We start from the raw sequence: 21,565 nt of genomic DNA, 5'->3' as shown, positions 1-21,565 counted from the left end.
GTGAACAAAAAAAGTGTAACTTATTAAAAATAAGTTATTAATTTTATATAATCGAAACCAATCACTATACTTTACAATACACCCCATATTTTTTAGTATTAGGCATTTCTCCTATGAATCCACTAGTCATATATAGTTAAAAGTGATAAGATGTTGAATTGTTAAGATAAGAACATTTTCTGGATTATGGAGGAAATGTCATGAAGAAAGAAAAGAGACACTCTATTCGAGAAGCAATGAAAAAAAACTTAAGAAAAGAATACTTTTACTTAAAAAAAGAATTACTTTTCCACTGTCCAATTGATTTAGGCACATTCTCAAGCGAGACATACTATGCTGCTTTCGATGAAGATGGCATCAGTATTTATCAGTATGATAAAAAAACAGAGAGTAAATTAAAATTGTGTGAGCGTCATCCGTGGAAGAGTTGGAATAAAGTGAAGATTGATCACTACTTGACAACTTCACAATTTATTTTTCAAGGGGAGCGAAACTGGATATTATCCCTTTTCCAAAAAGGAAAAGAAGCTCAAAAAATAATTGAAGAGCATACATCTTTACAAACTGAAGTTGTTTCCCGCTCTTTCTTAAAAAAACTTCCAGGGTTCCGTTCTAATGCACCGTTGAATAAATACATCGGCAGCATTTGCTACACTGCACTTATTGCATTTTTATTAAAATGGATGATTCCATTTCAAGCACCACAAATTGCCCTGTACTCCATTTCAATCGGTTGTATGCTTCTTGGTCTACTTTGTTTGACAATCGGTTTAATTGAACCAACAATTGTACTGTTTCGGACAAACGAAAAAACAAGAACAAAAGTATTTTACTTATATAGCTACTTAGCTATTTCTGGATTTATATGTGTCTTTATTTTTTGGTAAAAGAAGAGCTAGTTAAACTAGCTCTTCTTTACTTTACGTATAATTGTTGATTTGGATAAATCCGATCTTGCTGCAGTCCATTTTTTTCTTTAACTTCCTTAACTGACATACTAAATTTCCGTGCAATACTAACTAAAGTGTCCCCTTTTTGGACGACATATAAGGATGAGGAAACGACTTCATTTCTCTGTTCATGTAAAACAAGCAATGGATTCATCGCATTCTTTTTCGCCATCGTCCATCTCCCTTGATGAACTTCTAAATGTAAGTGTGCACCTCTCGATTCTCCTGTATTTCCTACTTCTCCAATTATTTCTCCTTTTGAAATATAATCCCCTTGAACTACATATCTCTTATTTAAATGTGCATACACGGCCTCATATTCTCCATGTTTAATAAATACAACGTTTCCATAACTACTTGAATAATAAGACTTTGTTACCTTACCATCTTGAATAGCTGCCACAGGCGCGCCAATCGGTGCCGCTATATCTATACCGTAGTGTTTTCCGTGCCTTGTCCCAAAATAATCACTTATCTGCCCTTCAACAGGCCATGTCCATTGATTTCCCTCTGCGTACACATGTAATTGAGATAAAAACAGTACTATCAATAACATGACACCATATTTTAACACTTTCATATACATCCTCCGTTTTCTAATTAACACCATACCTTCTCTATTTTGGTATATTACAGAAAAAAGTATACAAAAAAAGAAAGTGAATCACTCCACTTCCTTCTCTTTTTTATCACGAAAAACGATTGCACTGCGATTATACTCCACATCTTTTACTTGTAATCGAGCGTTTACTATTCTAGCTACCGCAAACAAATAATCAGATAATCTATTTACATACTTTAGAACAACTTCATTTATTTCCCCTTCTTTTTGCAAGGATACTATACAGCGTTCTGCTCGCCTTACAACTGTACGTGCCATATGAATAGCAGCTGCCGCTTCGCTTCCACCTGGTAAAATAAAGCGCTCTAACGGCGGGGCTTCTTCTATATACGAATCAATCCTTCTTTCTAAGCTTTCGACCATTTCAATCGTTACTTTATAAGGATTTTTCCTCTCTACTACCGCCAAATCTCCCCCACAATCAAATAGTTCATGTTGAATATTTTCAAGTTCATTGTAAATTTCTCCGAAAGACCCGCCTTGTAGCTTCGTCATTGCATATCCAATATGAGAATTCGCCTCATCTATCGTGCCATATGCTTCAACTCTGATATTATCTTTATCCACTCTGCCGCCTATTACACTTGTTGTCCCTTTATCTCCTGTTTTCGTGTATAATTTCATCGCTTCACGACACCCCTCTTATTATTCTTCATTCGACTAAGATAGAAAAAAAGTTCTACTATTATTTATTTAATTGATTTTACAAAAAAATAAAAAACAGTAGAACTTTATTCATTATCAACTTTAAAAACGTATATCTAAATTATACGATTGGGTAAATATACAGAGAATGTAGTTCCCTCTCCAACAACACTTGAAACAGCAATTTTGCCATCATGGCCTTGTACAATATTTTTTGCAATCGCAAGCCCGAGTCCGGTTCCAACTTTTTTCCCACGTGTTCTTGCTTTATCAGCTTTGTAGAAACGATCGAATAAAAATGGAATATCTTCTTCTGGAATGCCAGCACCCGAATCTTGTACTTCAAAAATAAGACCATTATTTTTCATATCAATTACAAGCGTTACATGTCCACCTGCATTCGTATGACGAATTGCGTTATCAATTAAATTCGTCAATACTTGTTCCATACGATCTGCATCAAACGGGTATTGCTCAATTGGATTTTGGAAATCAACCGTTAATGCGACTTCTTTATCCTTTGCAATTCCTTGGAATTTACGGCCTATTTTTTCAACGAAAGGATGAATATCAACCTCACCTATATGTAACTCTACATTACCACTTTCCATACGCGCTAAATCTAATAATTCATTTACAAGTTTACCTAAACGAACGGATTCATCATAAATGATTTGAACAAACTCATTAATTTCTTCTTTCGTTTGCACAATATCATCTAAAATCGCTTCACTATATCCTTGAAGCATTACCATCGGTGTACGGAGTTCATGTGATACGTTCGCAATAAAGTCTTGACGCATTTTCTCAAGACGACGTTCTTCCGTCATATCACGCAATACAGCTACCGCCCCGCGAATTTTCGTTTGGTTGTAAAGCGGCGTCATAAGAACTACATAGTTCCCTTTTTGTAAGTTAATTTCAACTACTTGTTGTTGTTCACTTTCTACAACGAGATGGAATAGTTCAACAAGTTCAGAAGGTAGCTTTTTACTTAGCTCTATTTCTTTTTCTTCTTGCCAAACTTGTAAGAAATGTTCAGCCGGTGGATTGATTACAACGACTTCACCTTCTTGATTTAACGTAATAACCCCATCTGCCATACTACTTAAAATACTAGCTAACTGTTCTTTTTCTTGCTGCAGAGCATTCATATTAAACTTCAACTGTTTTCCCATTTGATTTAAGGCTGTTGCAAGCTCACCAATCTCGTCCTGGGATACCATAGGAGCTTTCGCATCAAACTTCCCACGCGCCACCTCAAAAGCAACCTCACGCATTTTTCGGAGTGGTGCTGTAATTCGAGTAGATAAGAAGAATGCAAAGAAAGTTGTTAATATAATCGCAATCCCTGCTGATAAGAATATAAAATCAGTCGTTCTCTCCATACCTTGTATCGGAACTTTTAAAGATTCGTATACGAACACTGCACTTTGATTTTTCGACTGCACTGGTTTTCCGACAATCATAATATCATTTTCAGTGTTTTTATTCTTTCTACTATTAGAGGCTTTTCTAATGTTATTCTTAATTTCTTTTTTGTCTGTAAAAACAGCCGCTAATTCTTTATCTTCTTTCAAATCATCCATTGTAAGAGTAACTAACCCTTCTTGTTTCGGCGAAGAAGAGATTTCTTTACCATCTTCTACAATAATAATCCTTGAAAGAGGATCAGAGAATTTGTACGCGATATTCTCAATCGTTTTTACATCGGCGCCTTCTTCAATTAACTCTGAAACACTTGTTGCAACCTTTTGAAGCCTAGCTTCACTCATATCAACATAATATGTTCTAAAAAACTGTGAAAGTAAAATCGCAACAAATCCAAGCACAAACGAAACGAGAAGTAATATGGTCATCCATAACTTCCCTACTACACTTCTCCAAAGCATCAGTCGTTCACAACCTCAAACTTGTAACCTACGCCCCAAACGGTAACAATCATCTTTGCAGCATCTGGTGATTTTTTGCTTAACTTCTCACGTAAACGCTTTACATGCGTATCAACTGTACGTAAATCTCCGAAGAATTCATATTGCCATACTTCTTTTAGCAATTGCTCACGATCAAATACTTTATCAGGCGCTTTCGCTAAGAATAATAGTAATTCATACTCTTTCGGTGTTAAGTTCACTTCATTACCATCTGCTGTAACACGGTGTGCATCATTATCAATTGTTAAATGAGGGAACACAGTAACGTCTTTTGTCGTTGTATCTTGTGTAAAGAATGTTGTTGGTACAGAACGTCGTAAGACCGCTTTCACACGAAGCACTACTTCACGTGGGCTAAATGGTTTCACAATATAATCATCAGTTCCTACCTCAAACCCTTGTACTCGATTTACCTCTTCACCCTTTGCTGTCAGCATAATAATTGGCGTCGCTTTCTTCTCACGAACCCCTTTACACACTTCAATACCATCTTTACCAGGCATCATAAGATCTAATAGGATCAAATCGTAATCATTTTGTAACGCCATTTCTAAAGCTGTATCGCCATTGTCTGCTTCTTCAATTGTGTATTGTTCTCTTTCTAAATACATTTTCAACAAACGACGAATACGATCCTCATCGTCTACAATTAAAATTCTTGATTCATTTTCCATTTCTACCCGTTGCGTATTTTTACTACAACGGTTTACACCTACCCTTCTACACTAGTATGTTGCGCTATTCTCGTTTATTTAAGCAATCTTCTAAATGTTTCACTTTCCATATTATGCTTCACAAGAATAATAAAGTTTGTTCAATTTTTTTCCAAAACTATGTATTTTTTTTGAACAGTATATAATGTCCTCGACATCATTTTACAAAATCAACCGCTACTTTGTCATGTTTTTCTCAAAAAAGAAGAAAAGTTGACAAAAATAAAATAGGAAAGTGACATTCACTCTCCTATTTTATTTCTCTATGCGTATGAATGTAAACCCGCGATAATTAAGTTTACTACAATAAAGTTAAACATAATGATTGCAAAACCAATTACCGCTAACCACGCTGACTTCTCTCCATGCCACCCTTTTGATAAACGTAAATGTAATACCGCCGCATAAAAGAGCCAAGTAATAAGCGCCCAAACTTCTTTTGGATCCCAGCCCCAAAAACGTGTCCACGCTATTTGAGCCCAAATCATGGCGAAAATTAATGCACCTAATGTGAAAACTGGGAATCCAATTGCAATAGATCGATATCCAATTTCATCTAACAAATCACTATTCGTATTTTTCACTAACGGCTGAAGCGCCGCTGAGACTCGTTTCCGTAAAACAAGTCTTAATACGATATAAAGTAAAGTTCCTATTAACACAGACCAAATTACAGTATTTAATTTTTTCGCATTTACAATCGCTGGAACTTCAACTGTCGGCTCGAATTTATTTTCTGTCAATAACTTTCCTTCGTGTGGTCCCACTAAAGCCGGAAGGTTGTACTTCATTTCCACTTGTTGTTCATTTTTATCAACCCATTGAAACTTCGCTTCATATTTCATACTAGAAAATACTGTTGTTACTCCAATAAATCCAACTGTACAAACAAGTGTGAACACGACCGCTTCTAACCAAAATGTTCGTTTACTTCTCGTTGATTGATCTACATTCTTCAATAAATACATAACGCCCGTAATAAAACTAATTGCTAAAATTGCTTGTCCTGCTGCTGCAGTCGTTACGTGAATATGTAACCAATTACTTTTTAAAGAAGGAATAAGCGGAGATATTTCCCTCGGAAACATACTTGCATAGGCAATTAATAAAAGTGCAACTGGTAATGCAAAGAGTCCGATTATGCTTACGCGATACATAAAATACATGACAATAAATGCTCCGACAAGCATCATACCGAAAAATGTACCGAATTCAAAAAAGTTACTAACCGGTGCATGTCCTGATGCAATCCACCTCGTAACAAAATATACTGTTTGTGCAATAAACCCTAAGATTGTAATCGTTATTCCTATATTTGCCCATTTATGACCTTTTTCTTTAATTGCTCCTCCGAAAAATAAAGTTGCAATTAAATATAAAATAAATGCGGTAAAGAGAAAGTTACTACTTATTTGCACCATATCGTTTCCCCACCTTAACTAATTTTTTTATCCACTACTTTATCGCTTGGCTGCGGAATTGTTGTACCTTCTAGTACTCTTTCAATATCTTTCTTTAAACCGAACCAATTTTTATTCGTATGTCCTGCAATCCACCATTCATCATTAACGCGTTGTATCCAAATACGGCGATGATTCCAATACATCCCTTGAATGACACCAACCATAAATATAAATCCTCCAATACCGAGAATCCAAAGCGTTAAATCTTTCCTTACAGTAAGTGCTGTTGCATTTTGCATTTCCACACCTGCAAACGACATTTTATATTTATTATTTCCATCAGGTTCTATATTTTGCTGAATACCAACAAAACTCACTTCACCATCTGGTGTTTCAGGCGTAAACATTTTAAACACAAATGCAGGGTTGTTTGGTAATTTCGTTTTTGTATTTGGTCTTCCACTCTCATCAAAATAAAAATCAGGGAAATAGCTTAATAGTTCTAAAGAATAACCGTTTCCTAAATCATATTTTTCTGTAGGATTCGTTAAATCAACTTTAATCGGTCCCCACTTTTGATTATTTTCTTTGTTTTGCAAGTTAAAGGACATACTTTTAAATTCACTTTCTTTGTAATCCACTTGATAAACAGCAAATTGATCAAATTTCATTGGCTCATTTACTCGAATTTCCGCTTCTTTTACTTTTTCTAATTTTGGTTTTTGTCCTGCTATATTTTCGCCGACCACTTTATACAATACAGCATTCGTTTGGAAGTTTTTTGCAATCATCTTATCGCCTACACGATCAATCGCTTCATCAAAAACTTCCTTGTCCTTACTTTTATCATAAACTTCCTTTATAAACTTCTCGTTTTTTAAGTAGTATTGCCCATCCGTTCCAGGTATTTCTTTCGTTTCACCATCACGTAACCAAAGCGCTTCATCTACGTACATACTCGGTAAAAAACGGAGCATTGCACCGAATAAAAATATAATGAGACCGATATGATTCACATATGGACCCCAGCGTGAAAACCGTCCTTTTTCAGCTAAAATGTTACCGTCTTCCACTTTCACGTTATAGTTCGTTTTCTTTAAATTCATTTGGATTTTTTCCAAATCACCATCTTGCGGTGTACCAGTGCCGTATAATCTTTGTCTCTTTAAAAAGCTAGGGTGTCTTTTCACCCCTTGCTTCTTTAAGGCTTTATAAAGCGGAATAACACGATCTAAACTGCATATCACAAGTGAAATACCAATTGAAGCAATTAAAATCATATACCACCATGAACCGTATAAATTATTAAATCCTAATTGATAGTATAATTGCCCTAAAAATCCGTATTCTTGCTTATAATATTCAGCTGGTGCAATCCCTGGAGTTATGTACATTTCTTGCGGAAAAATAGTTCCTATCGCTGATGCAGCTAAAGTGATTACAATGAGCCATACCCCCACTTTTACAGAAGAGAAAAAGCTCCAAATTTTATCGACTATCGTTTTTGTTTGCGTGAGAGATCTCCGAGCACTCCCCTCATAGCGCATATCCAATAGTTTTATATTTTCATTGCTTTCAAATGGTTTCCCACAAGCCTCACAAAAAACAGTTCCTATTGGATTAACATGTCCACATTCACACTTAATTTCTTTCAACACTCTCACCGCCCCTGTATCTATATGTACTATTGTATATTCTAACCTCGAGTTACCGCAATACTCAGAATTTTTAAACCGAAGGCGCTATAGGTAAGCGCCTCGTATGTAAAGGCTTTCTTTATTACGGAGTAATTTTCTTTAAATACTCTTCCAATTGTTCTATCGTTTGTTCACCTTTAATCTCTTGAATCACCTTACCATCCTTATCAATCAAGAAGCTTGTTGGTAACGGTATTACTCCATACGTTTTTATAATTTCTCCACCTTTATCAATTGCGACTGGGAACTTAAGATCGTATTGTTTCACAAAATTCTTAACAGCAATATCCGTTTCATCTGCATCTAACGCAATAATTTCAACGCCTTTTTCTTTATACTTTGGATATAATTCGTTCATATAAGGCATTTCTTTCTCACACGGTTTACACCAAGTGCCCCAAAAGTTTAAAAATACACCTTTTCCCTTTAAATCTTTTAGTTCAATTTTTTTTCCTTCTAAATCTGTCACAACAAAATTAGGTGCTTCTTTTCCGATTTGCATTTTCTCTTCTTTAGTGAAATACCCTTGATAAAGTGTAAATCCTACAGCACCGCATAAAATGAGTAGAATAATAACACGAAATAATAAGCGATTTTTCTTCATATTGTCTCCCCTCTCTTCGACGAGTGATGAATATATGTATTTTTTAATAAATCACCAGCGGAGCATTCCACTGGTGAAAGTTTCACACTATTGATTAGCGTGGCTTTGTAGAAGCCAATGCACGTAATTGTTTCACCTCATGTGGTGACAATTCTCTAGCATCACCAGGGCGCAAGCTACCCACTTCTAAAAAGGCGTAGCGTTCACGCTTTAGTTTCACTACTTTACAATCTAACGCTTCAAACATGCGGCGTACTTGACGATTACGTCCTTCATGAATCGTTAATTGTACAATCGCAGTCTCTTTACGCTTGTCCCAAGAAATAATTTTCACTTGTGCTGGTGCTGTTTTTCCATCTTCTAATGCAACACCTCGTTCTAACATGCGAATTTTCTCACCTGTTAATGGCCCTTTAATTTTTGCAACATACGTTTTTTCAACTTTATATCTCGGATGCATTAATACATTTGCAAATTCCCCATCATTTGTCATCAATAATACGCCAGACGTATCATAATCTAAGCGGCCGATTGGGAATAAACGTTGTCTAATTTCAGGGAAAAAGTCTGTTACAACACTTCTTCCTTTATCATCTGATACACTTGAAATTACGCCAGTTGGTTTATATAGTAAAAAATAAACAGGTTCTTCTTTTTCAAGAGGGATGTTATTTACTTCTACTTTATCTTGAGGAGTGACTTTCGTTCCTAACTCCTTCACTATTTTTCCGTTAACTTTCACTTTTCCTTGCTGAATTAATTCCTCAGCCTTTCTTCTCGATGCAATACCTGCTTGCGCAATCACTTTTTGTAATCGTTCCATTTCTTTTTTTCACCTCGAATTTATCTTACCTTACATTAGAAAGACTTGGCAACCGCATACACTTGACGGCTTTTCGCTTCATCTTACTTAAACAACATAGCGATGATAATAAACATATAAAGGGCAAATCATGTTTTTACCTTTTATTATTGTCCATATTCTTCATATTGCTCACAATAAAAGTTCATCATTTTGTCAAAAATACCGCATAAAAAAACCACTATTAAGCAACACCTTAATAGTGGTCGTATACGTATTATAAGCGAAATAGCATAAAAAATGAATAGCCTTACTTAAACATTAAAGAAACAAACACAATTGAACATATAATTCCGATTAAATCGGCAAAAAGTCCTACTTTTAATGCATCTCCCATTTTTCTAATTCCAACAGCACCGAAGTATACTGTTAAAATATAAAAAGTCGTATCTGTACTCCCTTGCATCGTAGAAGCCAATCTTCCAATAAACGAGTCTGGCCCATATGTGGCAATTAAATCGGTCGTAATACTTAAACCAGCAGAGCCCGAAATAGGGCGTATAAGTGCTAGTGGAACGATTTCTGCTGGGACATGAATTAAATCTAACATCGGCTTCATTACTGATATCATTGCATCTAATGCACCTGAAGCTCGAAATATTGAAATAGATACGAGCATCCCAACCATAAATGGTAAAATGGAGATTGCAATTTGAATTCCTTCTTTTCCTCCCTCAACGAACGATTCATAGGTTGGCACTTTCTTTATCGTGCCATATAAAAGGATAAAACCAATTACACAAGGGATTACCCATAATGATATCGTATTGACAATACTCATTTCTTCCGCCCCTTCCTACTCCTTCTTCGGTAAAAATAGCGGTCAATCCAAATTGCTCCGATCATAGAGAGTACTTGTGCAATGAAAGTTACCCCTACAATTTCAGTAGGATTCGCTGATTCATACGTCATTCGAATCGAAATGACAGTAGTAGGAATTAAAGTAATCGCTGATGTATTTAACGCGAGAAACGTTACCATAGAACGGCTCGCCGAATCCTTCCCTCCATTTAATTCTTTCAATTGTTCCATCGCTTTAATACCAAGAGGGGTCGCTGCATTCCCTAATCCAAAAAAGTTTGCCATCATATTCGATAAAATAAATCCCATTGACGGATGATCTTTCGGTATTTCTGGAAATAATCTTTTTACGATCGGCATAAAAAGTGTCACTAACTTTTTTAACAACCCTGCTTCCTCTGCAATTTTCATTAAACCAAGCCAAAATACTAAAACACTAATGAGTCCTATACAAATTGTTACTGCGTCTTTTGCTCCGTCAAATACAGCTTTATTTATTGCTTCCATCGTTCCATTTATCATGGCATATACGATCCCTATGACTGCCATCGCTACCCATACGAGATTAACCATCGCTCCCAACACCTATCATATGAGAAAAAATTTCTTTCACATTATTCCAGTACATTCCCGTTGTAGCTACTAACTTTCGTTTACTATAAAATAAATTCCGTTCTCCAACTTTCTCATTGCCGACATAAATTTCTGTCTTCCCAACCTTTACGCCATCCTTAAGTTTTGCACTTTTATCGAGTTCAACTTTTAATACGACATCCTTTCTTTCTTGCTCAGTTAATGGCACCGCAAAACTATTTTTCGTATAAACATGATTGGCATATTTCTTTTCAGTTATTTCAGCAAGAGCTCCTTGTCCTACAACGTTCGTTTGCTTGAAACGTTCAAAACCTTTATCAAATAAATTCATATGATCATCCCAATCGCTAGAAGCGCTCAAAGTTACGACAATTAGATCTAGTCCATCTTTTGATGCTGTTGTAACAAGTGTCCGTCCTGCTTTCTTCGTAAAACCTGTTTTTCCTCCTGTCGCAAATTCATAATAAGACGTCACGAGTTTATGTTTGTTTTTCCACGGATAATCCCACGAATCTGATTTATACGTTTTTGTCCCAAAAATCTTCTTAAAGGTTTCATTCCCCATTGCATACTTCGTTAAAAGTGCCATATCATAGGCCGACGAATAATGGGATCCATCTCCATCCAAACCATGTGGGTTTGAAAAGTGAGTATCTTTCATTCCAATTTGTTTCGCCTTTTCATTCATTAAATATACGAACCCTTCTATACTCCCTCCTACATTTTCAGCAATTACTTGTGCTGCATCATTACCAGATCTAAGCATGAGTCCGTATACTAAATCCTCTAACTTCACTTTCTGTCCAGGTTTTAAATAAATTGCTGAGCCTTCTACTCTCACCGCTTCATTACTAACTGGTACCATTTCTTTCATTTTTCCTGATTCAGCAGCTAACAACGCTGTCATAATTTTTGTTATACTAGCAATTTTTTGTGACTCATGCTCTGCTTTCCCGTATAATACACGACCTGACTGTTGTTCCATTAATACAGCATTTCGAGCACTGACATTACTGTTCATCTTTGCATATGTAGGAATTGGCATAACGCTTGCGTACATAATAAAAAGCGTGATTATTACACAAATTCGTCTCATATTTCCCCCCACGTCCTTTTGGCACTTTTTGTACAAGTGTATGCTTGGCCTTTTAAAATATGAACGAAATCTCTGGCCCCTCCCAATAAAAAAGACGCAGAAAACCTGCGTCTAATACGGTGTCCATTCAATTTGTTTCGCACTTTCAAATCTTTTTTCGACATCAGGCCAATTTACAACATTCCACCAGTTTTTAATATATTCATCTTTTCGATTTTGGTATTGTAAATAATACGCATGTTCCCACACGTCTAGTACGAGGAGCGGTATGGTATCCCATTGTGTAAATAATTGATGAAGTGTACTCTGCAAAATTTCTAATCTTCCAGATCGTGGCACCCAGACGAGAATCGCCCATCCTGATCCTTCCACTTTAGAAGCTGCTTCTGTGAAATGTTTTTGAAAACGTAAAAAACTTCCAAAATCTTGCTCAATCTGTTGTGAAAGAGCCCCTCTTGGACTTCCGCCACCATCTTTTTTCATGTTATTCCAAAATATCGTGTGTAAGTAATGACCTGATCCATGAAAAGCCGCTTCTCTCTCCCAATGCTTAATTAAATCAAATTGATTCGTTTTTCTCGCTTCTTCCATCATCTTCTCTGCCTTATTTAATCCTTCCACGTAACTGCGATGATGTTTATCATGGTGTAACATCATAATTTCTCTAGAAATATAAGGTTCTAACGCATTATACGGATAAGGTAATGGTGGAAGTGTATGCCCTCCAATTGGAACAGCTCGTTCACTATCCCCTCTTTCATATAGTTCATATTCCTCTTCTCCTTGCACGAATACTTCCTGCAAATGATGCTGAATATGTTCTACATCATCACTTATCTCATACATAAACTCTGCATCTGTATCATACTCATGCTCTTTCATACGATCTAATAACGTTTGAATTTTATAAGCAAGCATATGGACATCATACACTTCCATTGCACGGCTATCTAATACGTGAAGAACACTTTCACACCAGCTTTCTACTTCATGAAAGTAATCTGTAAATACACCTTGCTGACTCATGTTACACCTCCCTAATGCTATCCCCATAAATATATTCAAAGGAAATCCCTTATATAACTTTACAAAAGGAAAAGAAGCTAAGTCCCCTTAGCTTCTTTTTCGCAATTAATATTTGTGTAACATCTTTGTTTGGTAATCCGTCTCATAATATTCTAGTTCTTCACGCATCAATTGAAATTTACCTTCTAAACTCTTCATCACTTGCTCTACAGACGCTGGTGGCGTTTGTTGAAAAACGATGGAGTTTTTCCCTGTATAGGCAGACCGACTATTTTCATACCAATGATCACTCTTTGGTGAGAAAAACTCTGCAATTACTTGATGATAAATTTTATATAAAATTTTTTCAGCTGCTGTTTTTCGAAATGGCTGGCTATTTAACAAAACAAAACATGCATCATGTCCTTCTTCACAAAAAACGAGAAGACGTCTCATTGATGCTAATAACCCTTTATAATATCGCTCGTTCCCTGCTGGTGTTTCTTCTAATAAAGAAGGTAACGTATGATAATTTACATAATCGGTTATCAGTGTAATAACATCTTCTAAAAACATAGAAACTTGTTCTGTTTGATTTTCAACCATCAGATTAGACATTTTTCCCTCTCCTTTGCCATTTCACGCTATTTCTACTCTTTTATTTTTATGTAATTCAGCCAATATTTCTTGTACTTTCACCACTGTTCCCTCATCAAAATATTGTTGGAATTCTTCTATATTATTTAAATATAAACGTTTTTGCATGCGAAGCTCATTCTCTTTCAGTAAACAACATATCGCTACAATATCCCGTAAATATATGTCTTGTTCTTCTACTTTACATACTGGATTTCCTTCAAAAGGAGTAATTTCTTGTAAAACTTCTTCAAAATATCGAACGTATAAAACGGAAAAAGTTCTCTCTTTATTATTTAATATATATGTCACTTCAGATCTATTAAAGAAATCTTCTGATGTATTTGGTTTTGCTTTCTCTAACTCATATCCCGCATAACCTATTATAATCATCTACTTCCCCTCTCTTCCTTCTTTCAATTTATTTTAACTTAATTTTCTGACAAACGAAATACTCTTTTAAATATAACCCTTACAAAAAATAGCTTCCCTATACAGGAATTTACCTTTTTATTTTTCTTGAAGTTTGTCATAATAATATTATTGTCTCAGTTTTCTTATACAAGGAGAGTTGTATTTATGTCGTTTTCATGGAAACGTTTCTTACAAATCGGGAAATTTATCTTCCCATTTGTTGTATTAACAATTGTATTCTTTCAAGCAAAAAAAGAATTAGCAGGCATTTCTTTTTTAGAAGCAATCAATTCAATTAAAAACATTCCAACCGGCGGAGTCTTTTTAGCAATTACACTTGGTGCATTTGCCGTATCAACAATGTTCTTTTATGACTATGTTATGCTTCGTTATTTAAAAGCTGATATACCAGTCCAAAAGATTTTCCGTATCTCATGGATTGCTAATACTTTAAATGGATTTATTGGATTTGGTGGTCTCGTTGGGGCTGGTGTACGCACAATGCTTTATCGTCCATACATAAAAGAAAATGGCAAACTTATTAAAAGTATCGCCTGGATGACAACTGCTTTTATTAACGGATTAGCCATTCTTTCATTCCTCGGTCTTATTGGAATATTAGACACAAGTTTTATTTTGCATGAAAAACCGTGGCTATGGCCTGTTCTTATCTTTTTCGCTCTTTTCGTCCCTATATATATCGGCTTTTCTAAACTTAAAAATAGAAAAACAAACCAAACCGAAGGACAAGAAGAAGCAGAAGAGAAAAACCCAACTGTTTTATACTCATTAGTTTCATTAGTCGAGTGGGTATCTGCGGGTATTGTTATGTATGTCATATTAATATTATTTGGCATCGATATCGAATTTCAAAAGTTCTTAGGTGTGTATGTAATTGCTGCTTTAGCTGGCGTTGTGAGTCTTGTGCCTGGTGGCCTTGGTTCATTTGATCTTGTCTTTTTAACTGGACTCGGACAGTATGGCATTGATACAGGTGTATTACTACCTGCTATGTTATTGTATCGCCTCGTCTATTACATTTTACCTTTCTGCCTTGGTCTTATTTTTGCAGCTTTTGAAATGACAGGCGTGGCCATTAAAAAGTTTGAAGATAAACCTTTTATTGCGCCTGCATTAGAAACAACTGGTGTTATATGGACTTTGCAGCGTGATTTTCTAGGAAAATTAGGTTCATGGGCATCTGCTGCCTTAACAGTATTTGCTGGACTAATGGTTATTTTATCGACCATTCTACCAACAAGTATAAACAGAGCACACGCCTTACATATTCTAGCTCCAAAACCTCTTATTCAATTTTCTTTTAGTTTATCACTAACATTTGGTATTCTCCTGCTAATCCTTTCACGAGGCATATATTATGGAACAAAACGTTCTTACTATATGACGATTATTTCTTTAATCGGAGCAGCAATCTTTAATACGCTAAAAGGAATTGATATTGAAGAAACGTTTATTTTATTAATTGTACTCGCTGTATTATATATGCTTCGTAAAAGATTTGTACGCGAGAAAATGGAAGTCTCACTTTCTGATATGGTAAAAGTTTTTATATTCCTACTTATAACTTTATATTTATATAAAAACTTAGGTATTTTATTTGCAGGTGCAAAAGAAGCCTTTAAACCTGATTTTGTCGTTCGTAATATTACACAAGTGAAACGAAGTGCATTAGCAGCTGCCTTTTTCGTTCCTACTTTTTTACTGATTGGCTCACTCATTGCCAACCGTTATCGAAATGAATTTCCCGGGCAACCAGCGAATGATAAAAGATTGAAAAACTTCTTAGATGAACATAATGGAAATGTACTTAGTCATTTAGGATTTTTAGGAGATAAACAATTCTTCTTCAGTAGTGATGGGAAAGCGCTCCTTCTCTTCTCTATAACGGGAAAGCGCCTTGTTGTGCTAGGTGATCCAATTGGGGATCCTTCCTCTTATCGTACTGTTTTACAAGAGTTTTTAGCTGAGGCTGATCGATTTGGATACATTTGTGTATTCTACCAAATCGAAAGTAAATGGATGAGTTTATATCATGATTTTGGTTATAACTTCTTTAAGCTTGGTGAAGAAGCTGTCGTTGATTTAAACACATTTACAATAACAGGAAAAAAACGTGCCGGTATGCGCGCGACTTTCAACCGTTTTGAAAGAGAAGGCTATACATTCTCTATTCACCAGCCACCATTCTCAGATGAACTTTATGAAGAGTTAAAAAAAGTTTCAGAGGCATGGCTCGGCGGTAAAAAAGAGAAAGGCTTTTCACTCGGATACTTTGATCGTGAATATATTAGCCGAGCACCTATCGCTACATTATCTGATGCGGATGGAAAAATCATCGCATTTACAACCTTTATGCCGGTATATCAAGACGGATCATTGTCTGTTGATTTAATGCGCTATTATCCAGATGCACCTAGCGGCATTATGGATGCAATTTTCATTCACCTATTCCAGTGGGCCAAAGAAAATGAATACCATTCCTTTAATATTGGTATGGCACCACTTTCAAATGTCGGTTTATCGACACAATCTTTCTGGTCTGAACGGGTTGCTGCTGCCATCTTTAATAATGTTCGTTATACGTATAGTTTCAGCGGACTACGTCATTTTAAAGAAAAATATAAACCAGCATGGAGCGGTAAATATTTAGCATTTAGAAAGAATCATTCTTTACCAATTACAATGCTCTCTGTAACAAAATTAATAGGAAAACGAAAAAACAGCTAAACATTTAGCTGTTTTTTCGTTTTTGAACTTGTACAATAAATTCTTTTTCATATTTCTTACCATTTATATAGAAATCTCCCCATATTTTATACGTTCCTTCTACAGGAAATGTAATACGATATTGTAATTGCTCATCTGTATCAACAGGTATTGCATATAAAAAGTTTTCTCTCGTTTCGTCCACGATATAGAGTGCCTCTACTTCTCCTCTCTCGGAATGTAATTTCAATTCCCCCCCCTTTTTCGCTTGGAATTGAAATGTTAACGTCGCTGGTTCATTCGGATGCAAGGCACCAAATAATAAAGAAACTTCATACTCCCCTATTTTTTTTGTAAGCACACTATCGATTGGAAATTTTACTTTTTTCTTATTTTTCTCCTCTACTTCTCTCCCAAAATCTTTCTTCGCAAATGATTCCACAGACTTATTTTTGTCTTCATATAAAAATATTGTATATCCTTCATCTTTCACTATTTTGGAAGAAACCTTATATGATCCATTCCCTGCAAATGTAGGTTTCATTTGTTGTACATGTTTTAATTGTCCGTCTACAATAACTGCCTGAATTTGATCATTCACACCACGAACTTCGTTATTTTTATTATTTAGTAATTGAAACGAAATATCTACTTTCTCATTTCCTTTTCCATTTGACACATCCCATTTTACTTCCTGAACATCACCTACAGTCTCTGTAGTTTCCTGATACTTCTTTATGTAAAATCCGCCTACTACAATAAAAAGCAAAGCAACAAGTCCAATGACAAGATTTTTCAAAACATCACCTACCATTTTTATTGTCTCTGTTCATACAAAACTTCTTACATATATATTCTAGATTATGATTTATGAAATCCTCCTGCTTTACACATATTACAAATAATTAAAAGATTTTAATTGAAAGGATTGATAGTGTATAATGCAAATGATATTGATTTCTATCAATACATTATAAGGAGGACTTTTCATGAGTGTACATATTGAAGCAAAACAAGGCGAAATTGCTGAATCTATTCTATTACCTGGTGATCCATTACGTGCAAAATATATCGCTGAAACATTTCTAGAGGACGTTACTTGCTATAATAACGTGCGTGGTATGTTAGGTTTCACTGGAACTTATAAAGGAAAACGCGTATCTGTTCAAGGTACAGGTATGGGTGTTCCTTCTATTTCTATTTATGTAAACGAATTAATCCAAAGCTACGGAGTTAAAAATTTAATTCGCGTTGGAACTTGCGGTGCGATTCAAAAAGACGTAAAAGTACGTGACGTTATTATTGCAATGACAGCTTGTACGGATTCTAATATGAACCGTTTAACATTCCCAGGTTTTGATTTTGCACCAGCTGCAAACTTTGACCTTTTAAAGAAAGCTTACGATGCTGGAACTGAAAAAGGCTTACACGTTCGTGTTGGTAACGTTTTAACAGCAGATGTATTTTACCGCGAAAGCATGGACATGGTTAAAAAACTTGGAGATTACGGTGTACTAGCAGTAGAAATGGAAACAACTGCTCTTTACACATTAGCAGCGAAATACGGTGTAAATGCGTTATCTGTATTAACAGTAAGTGACCACATCTTCACTGGTGAAGAAACAACATCTGAAGAGCGTCAAACTACATTTAACGAAATGATTGAAATCGCTTTAGATGCAGCAATTCAACAATAATACATTAAAGAACTCGTCATACGTCTGTCGAGTTCTTTTTATGTGACCTTTTATAAAAAACTACTTTCGGAAGAGACAGATTTTCTCCTCTACTTTTTTGTAACGTTTGTTATAATAAAGAAATCATTTACAGTATTTCTCACAAGAGGTGACGCAGTGAAAAACAGAAGTATCGTCTTTAAACTATTTTTATTAACATCAACATTATTTACAATCATATTCCTCCTTTTTTTCCTAGGACAATCTCTATTTTTAGAGAAATTTTATATTAATAAAAAGGTAAAAACCGTTCAAACTGCTTTCGAGAAGTTCGTAGATAATTACGAAAAAAGTGGTAAAACTTATGAAGAAATTCGAAAACTAAAACAAGAATTTCATGATAAAACAAATGCCGAAATGCAGTTTTTAAATACGAACGGCATTATTAAAAGCGACAATAATTTTTACATTGATGTAATTAACCCTAAAAATAACAAAGCATATTCCATTCCACTCAATAATCTTTTAACGCCCGAAGAATATAATAAATTCGAAAACTTAGGATTGAAAAAAGATGGGATGATAAACGTCGTCGGTTTTGTACAAGATTCCACCATAACACCAATAGAATTGACGACAAACTATAATCGATGGCAAAACGAATATATCAACTCAGATTTTCAATCCATTAATGGTAACCCTGCTAAAAATAGACTTACAAGTCGATCCAAAACTGTAACTCAAATTGAGTTTACTGGTATTGTATCTAAGTTACAGCTTCCATCCAAAGCTGATGTTCGTCTTGCAAATGATCTTGAAACATTACAAGCCGTTCAATATTTTGCAGAAATTATTAGAGACGGCACTACTAGCCCACAGCAATTGAGCCATTTTCTACTAGATAGCGGAGAAAATATAAAGAATAGTATCTTTGTACAACCTATTATGGAAGATGGAAAGATTAAAGAATACGCTTTTGCGGTAGCATCCTTGCAACCTGTTAATGAAGCAATGCTTGTTTTAAAGGATTATTATGTCTATGCCTTAATCATCGTATTTCTCGTAATTATTTTGTTATCCTTCTACTACTCAAAAATCATTGTGAAACCATTAATTAAAATGAATCGTGTTACAAAAAAAATGGCCAATTTTGATTTTAGCGAAAAATTACCTGTGACAGCAGACGATGAAATTGGTGGGCTTTCCGGCAGTATTAATACGCTATCTGTAAACTTAAAAGACCGAATCGATCGATTAAATGTTGCCAATACAAAATTACAACAAGATATTGAACGGGAACGTCAATTAGAGAAAACGCGAAAAGAATTCATTTCTGGTGTATCACACGAATTAAAAACACCACTCAGTGTAATTAGAAGTTTCGCGGAAGGAATTAAAGATGGCGTTAGTAAAGATACGACGTATTACACAGATGTTATTTTAGAAGAAACAGAAAACATGAACAGACTTATTGTTGAAATGTTAGAATTAGCAAAATTAGAATCAGGTACGTACAAACTAGATATGACGACATTCTCAATCGGTGAATTAATTCAACAAGTCTATACAAAGTTATTATTTAGCATGGAAGAAAAACATTTACAAGTGAGCATAGATGTAGATTCCTCTATTTTTGTGAAAGCGAATCGTAGTCGTATTGAGCAAGTGGTTGTGAACTTACTTAGCAACGCAATTCGATATACGCCAGATGGAGAAAAAATACAAGTCTCTGTTATAGCAATGGAAGATACAGTAAAAGTCGAAATCGAAAACACAGGAAACCCTATCCCAGAAGACAGTCTTGAAAAAATTTGGGATCGTTTCTACCGTTTAGATGCATCTCGTAGCCGTCATACTGGTGGTACTGGTCTCGGATTATCTATTGTAAAAAACATTTTAGACCTCCACCATGCCGAGTACGGTGTATATAACACGACGAATAGTGTTGTATTCTACTTTAATTTACAAAAAGTAAAAGAAGTCAAATAATTTGTCTTAATTTCACTAGGAGTTCACATGAAATTCACACTCTCCCTTTATAGTAAGAAACAAGTTAATCCTTTCCTTTACACACATAAAAGAGGAGAGTGCGTGAAATGAAACAAGCAGGACAACCTATTCAAAATGAAAAACAATTAGAAACTATCAAAAATATACTTTTACAATCTTCGAAACGTGATGGCTTATTATTCGTATTAGCTGTAAATTCTGGCTTAAAAGTAAGTGAAATCTTACAATTAAAAGTTAGTGATGTAATCGATGAAAATGAAAATGTTCGCCATTCCATTTTATTTTACAATGAAAAAGTAAAGAAACATAAATGGTTTGCTGTAAATGAAGACTTACAGCACGCGATCGAAGACTACATGAAAGAACGTAAAACTTGGAAACGTAATGAACCATTATTAAAGTCTCAAAAAGGAACAAAATCTATTACGAGACAACATGCATGGTACATTTTAAACAAAGCTGCAAAAGAAGTTGGATTAGAAGGGATTAGCTCACATACACTTCGAAAAACTTGGGGATATTGTGCATACAAATCAGGTGTTGATATCGCATTTTTACAACACTTCTTTGATCATAGTACTCCGTCAAAAACTTTAAAGTATATCGGTATTGCTTAATAACTCTTATACATAAAAAAGGTTACCATTTTATAAATGGTAACCTTTTTTATGTTTCACACTCTCTTTTCTTTTCTTGTCTCTCCTATATTGTAGTGGTACTCTAATAATAAGGGGGAGAAATTATGAACACATTAACAATTGAATTACCGAAAGAAACGGCTGAAAAACTTGATTTATTAAAGCAAGCTTACGAAAAGAAAACAGGTGCTTCCATTTCTGAGAGTACTCTTGTTCAAACACTTATCTCAAAAGAGTTTATCCAAGCGATAACTCCTTTTGATTTACAACAATTCGTTACTGGAAAAGAACAGCATTAATTGCTGTTCTTTTTTTGATACTTTATCAGGGGTTTACTAGCATTCTCCCCGAAAAACTTCTTTGCTTCAGCCAAGCTTTTTATTAGGAATCTCCCTACTATTACTGTCTCATAAAAAGTTTTTTATTTATTTTTCCGAAAACTATTGACATTGATAATGATAACCATTATCATTTATTACGAAGCCAACAATTGATGAATCAACCAAACGCTCAGTAACATTGTTACCCCTCTTTTTCA

At 35.0% G+C, this 21,565-nt stretch carries 21 protein-coding genes; 6 read left to right on the top strand and 15 right to left on the bottom strand.

Annotated elements, in window-relative coordinates:
• The first annotated feature begins 200 nt into the window (after positions 1–200).
• Positions 201–887: a hypothetical protein gene (locus MHB74_RS07705; protein WP_061677822.1), complete on the top strand. Its 687-nt coding sequence runs from the start codon at positions 201–203 to the stop codon at positions 885–887.
• Positions 888–915: 28 nt separating this feature from the next.
• Here MHB74_RS07705 and MHB74_RS07700 read toward each other — a convergent pair whose 3' ends face one another.
• The 14 genes from MHB74_RS07700 to MHB74_RS07635 all read right to left on the bottom strand — a co-directional run bounded on the left by MHB74_RS07700 (position 916) and on the right by MHB74_RS07635 (position 13,955).
• Complete coding sequence (locus MHB74_RS07700) at positions 916–1,530, bottom strand: peptidoglycan DD-metalloendopeptidase family protein (RefSeq protein WP_061677823.1); 615 nt, start codon at positions 1,528–1,530, stop codon at positions 916–918.
• Between the two features lie 84 nt (positions 1,531–1,614).
• Positions 1,615–2,196: a cob(I)yrinic acid a,c-diamide adenosyltransferase gene (locus MHB74_RS07695; protein WP_061677824.1), complete on the bottom strand. Its 582-nt coding sequence runs from the start codon at positions 2,194–2,196 to the stop codon at positions 1,615–1,617.
• Positions 2,197–2,333: 137 nt separating this feature from the next.
• The gene (gene resE / locus MHB74_RS07690; protein ID WP_080467683.1) at positions 2,334–4,109 is read right to left on the bottom strand and encodes a sensor histidine kinase ResE; all 1,776 of its coding nucleotides are present in this window, start codon (positions 4,107–4,109) and stop codon (positions 2,334–2,336) included.
• Entirely contained in the window at positions 4,109–4,825 is a 717-nt protein-coding gene (resD, locus tag MHB74_RS07685) for a DNA-binding response regulator ResD (RefSeq protein WP_000426862.1), read from the bottom strand. Before resD ends, resE begins: the two co-directional genes overlap by 1 nt.
• A 302-nt stretch (positions 4,826–5,127) precedes the next feature.
• The gene (gene resC / locus MHB74_RS07680; protein WP_061677825.1) at positions 5,128–6,285 is read right to left on the bottom strand and encodes a cytochrome c biogenesis protein ResC; all 1,158 of its coding nucleotides are present in this window, start codon (positions 6,283–6,285) and stop codon (positions 5,128–5,130) included.
• 14 nt (positions 6,286–6,299) lie between these two features.
• Positions 6,300–7,925 (bottom strand): cytochrome c biogenesis protein ResB, encoded by a 1,626-nt coding sequence (resB, locus tag MHB74_RS07675; protein WP_061677826.1) that lies wholly within the window; start codon positions 7,923–7,925, stop codon positions 6,300–6,302.
• Between the two features lie 121 nt (positions 7,926–8,046).
• Positions 8,047–8,568, bottom strand: a complete 522-nt coding sequence (gene resA / locus MHB74_RS07670) for a thiol-disulfide oxidoreductase ResA (protein WP_000742201.1) — start codon at positions 8,566–8,568, stop codon at positions 8,047–8,049.
• Between the two features lie 94 nt (positions 8,569–8,662).
• Positions 8,663–9,391, bottom strand: coding sequence for a 23S rRNA pseudouridine(2605) synthase RluB (gene rluB, locus MHB74_RS07665; protein WP_000440552.1), 729 nt, complete (start codon positions 9,389–9,391; stop codon positions 8,663–8,665).
• Between the two features lie 289 nt (positions 9,392–9,680).
• Entirely contained in the window at positions 9,681–10,211 is a 531-nt protein-coding gene (spmB, locus tag MHB74_RS07660; RefSeq protein WP_000029511.1) for a spore maturation protein SpmB, read from the bottom strand.
• Entirely contained in the window at positions 10,208–10,804 is a 597-nt protein-coding gene (spmA, locus tag MHB74_RS07655) for a spore maturation protein SpmA (RefSeq protein WP_046955232.1), read from the bottom strand. The genes spmB and spmA overlap by 4 nt, the downstream gene beginning before the upstream one ends.
• Positions 10,797–11,921 (bottom strand): D-alanyl-D-alanine carboxypeptidase DacB, encoded by a 1,125-nt coding sequence (gene dacB, locus MHB74_RS07650; protein WP_061677827.1) that lies wholly within the window; start codon positions 11,919–11,921, stop codon positions 10,797–10,799. The genes spmA and dacB overlap by 8 nt, the downstream gene beginning before the upstream one ends.
• Before the next feature lie 111 nt (positions 11,922–12,032).
• Positions 12,033–12,947 carry a superoxide dismutase gene (locus MHB74_RS07645; protein WP_000082672.1) on the bottom strand — a complete coding sequence of 305 codons (915 nt, stop codon included), beginning with the start codon at positions 12,945–12,947 and terminating at the stop codon, positions 12,033–12,035.
• A 105-nt stretch (positions 12,948–13,052) separates the two neighbouring features.
• A complete protein-coding gene (locus MHB74_RS07640) occupies positions 13,053–13,544 on the bottom strand; it encodes a YpuI family protein (RefSeq protein WP_061677828.1) in 492 nt (163 codons plus the stop codon).
• A 21-nt stretch (positions 13,545–13,565) separates the two neighbouring features.
• Positions 13,566–13,955 carry a hypothetical protein gene (locus MHB74_RS07635; protein WP_061677829.1) on the bottom strand — a complete coding sequence of 130 codons (390 nt, stop codon included), beginning with the start codon at positions 13,953–13,955 and terminating at the stop codon, positions 13,566–13,568.
• Positions 13,956–14,141: 186 nt separating this feature from the next.
• Here MHB74_RS07635 and mprF point away from each other — a divergent pair, with 186 nt between their 5' ends.
• A complete protein-coding gene (gene mprF / locus MHB74_RS07630) occupies positions 14,142–16,724 on the top strand; it encodes a bifunctional lysylphosphatidylglycerol flippase/synthetase MprF (RefSeq protein ID WP_061677830.1) in 2,583 nt (860 codons plus the stop codon).
• A 4-nt stretch (positions 16,725–16,728) separates the two neighbouring features.
• Here the strand turns inward: mprF and MHB74_RS07625 are convergent, their stop codons facing one another.
• Positions 16,729–17,517, bottom strand: a complete 789-nt coding sequence (locus MHB74_RS07625; protein ID WP_061677831.1) for a hypothetical protein — start codon at positions 17,515–17,517, stop codon at positions 16,729–16,731.
• A gap of 175 nt (positions 17,518–17,692) precedes the next feature.
• Here MHB74_RS07625 and deoD point away from each other — a divergent pair, with 175 nt between their 5' ends.
• The 4 genes from deoD to MHB74_RS07605 all read left to right on the top strand — a co-directional run bounded on the left by deoD (position 17,693) and on the right by MHB74_RS07605 (position 21,326).
• Positions 17,693–18,400, top strand: a complete 708-nt coding sequence (deoD, locus tag MHB74_RS07620) for a purine-nucleoside phosphorylase (protein ID WP_000110707.1) — start codon at positions 17,693–17,695, stop codon at positions 18,398–18,400.
• A gap of 156 nt (positions 18,401–18,556) precedes the next feature.
• On the top strand, positions 18,557–20,368 hold the full coding sequence (locus MHB74_RS07615; protein ID WP_061677832.1) for a sensor histidine kinase: 1,812 nt from the start codon (positions 18,557–18,559) through the stop codon (positions 20,366–20,368).
• A 107-nt stretch (positions 20,369–20,475) separates the two neighbouring features.
• Positions 20,476–21,006: a tyrosine-type recombinase/integrase gene (locus MHB74_RS07610; protein WP_000806236.1), complete on the top strand. Its 531-nt coding sequence runs from the start codon at positions 20,476–20,478 to the stop codon at positions 21,004–21,006.
• Positions 21,007–21,131: 125 nt separating this feature from the next.
• On the top strand, positions 21,132–21,326 hold the full coding sequence (locus MHB74_RS07605; protein WP_001094861.1) for a DUF3924 domain-containing protein: 195 nt from the start codon (positions 21,132–21,134) through the stop codon (positions 21,324–21,326).
• Positions 21,327–21,565: the final 239 nt, after the last annotated feature.

Source organism: Bacillus sp. FSL K6-0069, from assembly GCF_038007785.1.
In the GTDB taxonomy this organism is placed as follows: Bacteria; Bacillota; Bacilli; order Bacillales; family Bacillaceae_G; genus Bacillus_A; species Bacillus_A mobilis.
Note: the sequence above shows the minus strand (reverse complement) of the source record. Positions and strands in the feature narration are given on the sequence as shown.

Bases quoted from the DNA above. Each gene is read 5' to 3' on its own strand.
- MHB74_RS07705 (WP_061677822.1), top strand. From the start codon at position 201: ATGAAGAAAGAAAAGAGACACTCTATTCGAGAAGCAATGAAAAAAAAC.
- MHB74_RS07700 (WP_061677823.1), bottom strand. From the start codon at position 1,530: ATGAAAGTGTTAAAATATGGTGTCATGTTATTGATAGTACTGTTTTTA.
- MHB74_RS07695 (WP_061677824.1), bottom strand. From the start codon at position 2,196: ATGAAATTATACACGAAAACAGGAGATAAAGGGACAACAAGTGTAATA.
- resE (WP_080467683.1), bottom strand. From the start codon at position 4,109: ATGCTTTGGAGAAGTGTAGTAGGGAAGTTATGGATGACCATATTACTT.
- resD (WP_000426862.1), bottom strand. From the start codon at position 4,825: ATGGAAAATGAATCAAGAATTTTAATTGTAGACGATGAGGATCGTATT.
- resC (WP_061677825.1), bottom strand. From the start codon at position 6,285: ATGGTGCAAATAAGTAGTAACTTTCTCTTTACCGCATTTATTTTATAT.
- resA (WP_000742201.1), bottom strand. From the start codon at position 8,568: ATGAAGAAAAATCGCTTATTATTTCGTGTTATTATTCTACTCATTTTA.
- rluB (WP_000440552.1), bottom strand. From the start codon at position 9,391: ATGGAACGATTACAAAAAGTGATTGCGCAAGCAGGTATTGCATCGAGA.
- spmB (WP_000029511.1), bottom strand. From the start codon at position 10,211: ATGAGTATTGTCAATACGATATCATTATGGGTAATCCCTTGTGTAATT.
- spmA (WP_046955232.1), bottom strand. From the start codon at position 10,804: ATGGTTAATCTCGTATGGGTAGCGATGGCAGTCATAGGGATCGTATAT.
- dacB (WP_061677827.1), bottom strand. From the start codon at position 11,921: ATGAGACGAATTTGTGTAATAATCACGCTTTTTATTATGTACGCAAGC.
- MHB74_RS07645 (WP_000082672.1), bottom strand. From the start codon at position 12,947: ATGAGTCAGCAAGGTGTATTTACAGATTACTTTCATGAAGTAGAAAGC.
- MHB74_RS07640 (WP_061677828.1), bottom strand. From the start codon at position 13,544: ATGTCTAATCTGATGGTTGAAAATCAAACAGAACAAGTTTCTATGTTT.
- MHB74_RS07635 (WP_061677829.1), bottom strand. From the start codon at position 13,955: ATGATTATAATAGGTTATGCGGGATATGAGTTAGAGAAAGCAAAACCA.
- mprF (WP_061677830.1), top strand. From the start codon at position 14,142: ATGTCGTTTTCATGGAAACGTTTCTTACAAATCGGGAAATTTATCTTC.
- MHB74_RS07625 (WP_061677831.1), bottom strand. From the start codon at position 17,517: ATGGTAGGTGATGTTTTGAAAAATCTTGTCATTGGACTTGTTGCTTTG.
- deoD (WP_000110707.1), top strand. From the start codon at position 17,693: ATGAGTGTACATATTGAAGCAAAACAAGGCGAAATTGCTGAATCTATT.
- MHB74_RS07610 (WP_000806236.1), top strand. From the start codon at position 20,476: ATGAAACAAGCAGGACAACCTATTCAAAATGAAAAACAATTAGAAACT.
- MHB74_RS07605 (WP_001094861.1), top strand. From the start codon at position 21,132: ATGAACACATTAACAATTGAATTACCGAAAGAAACGGCTGAAAAACTT.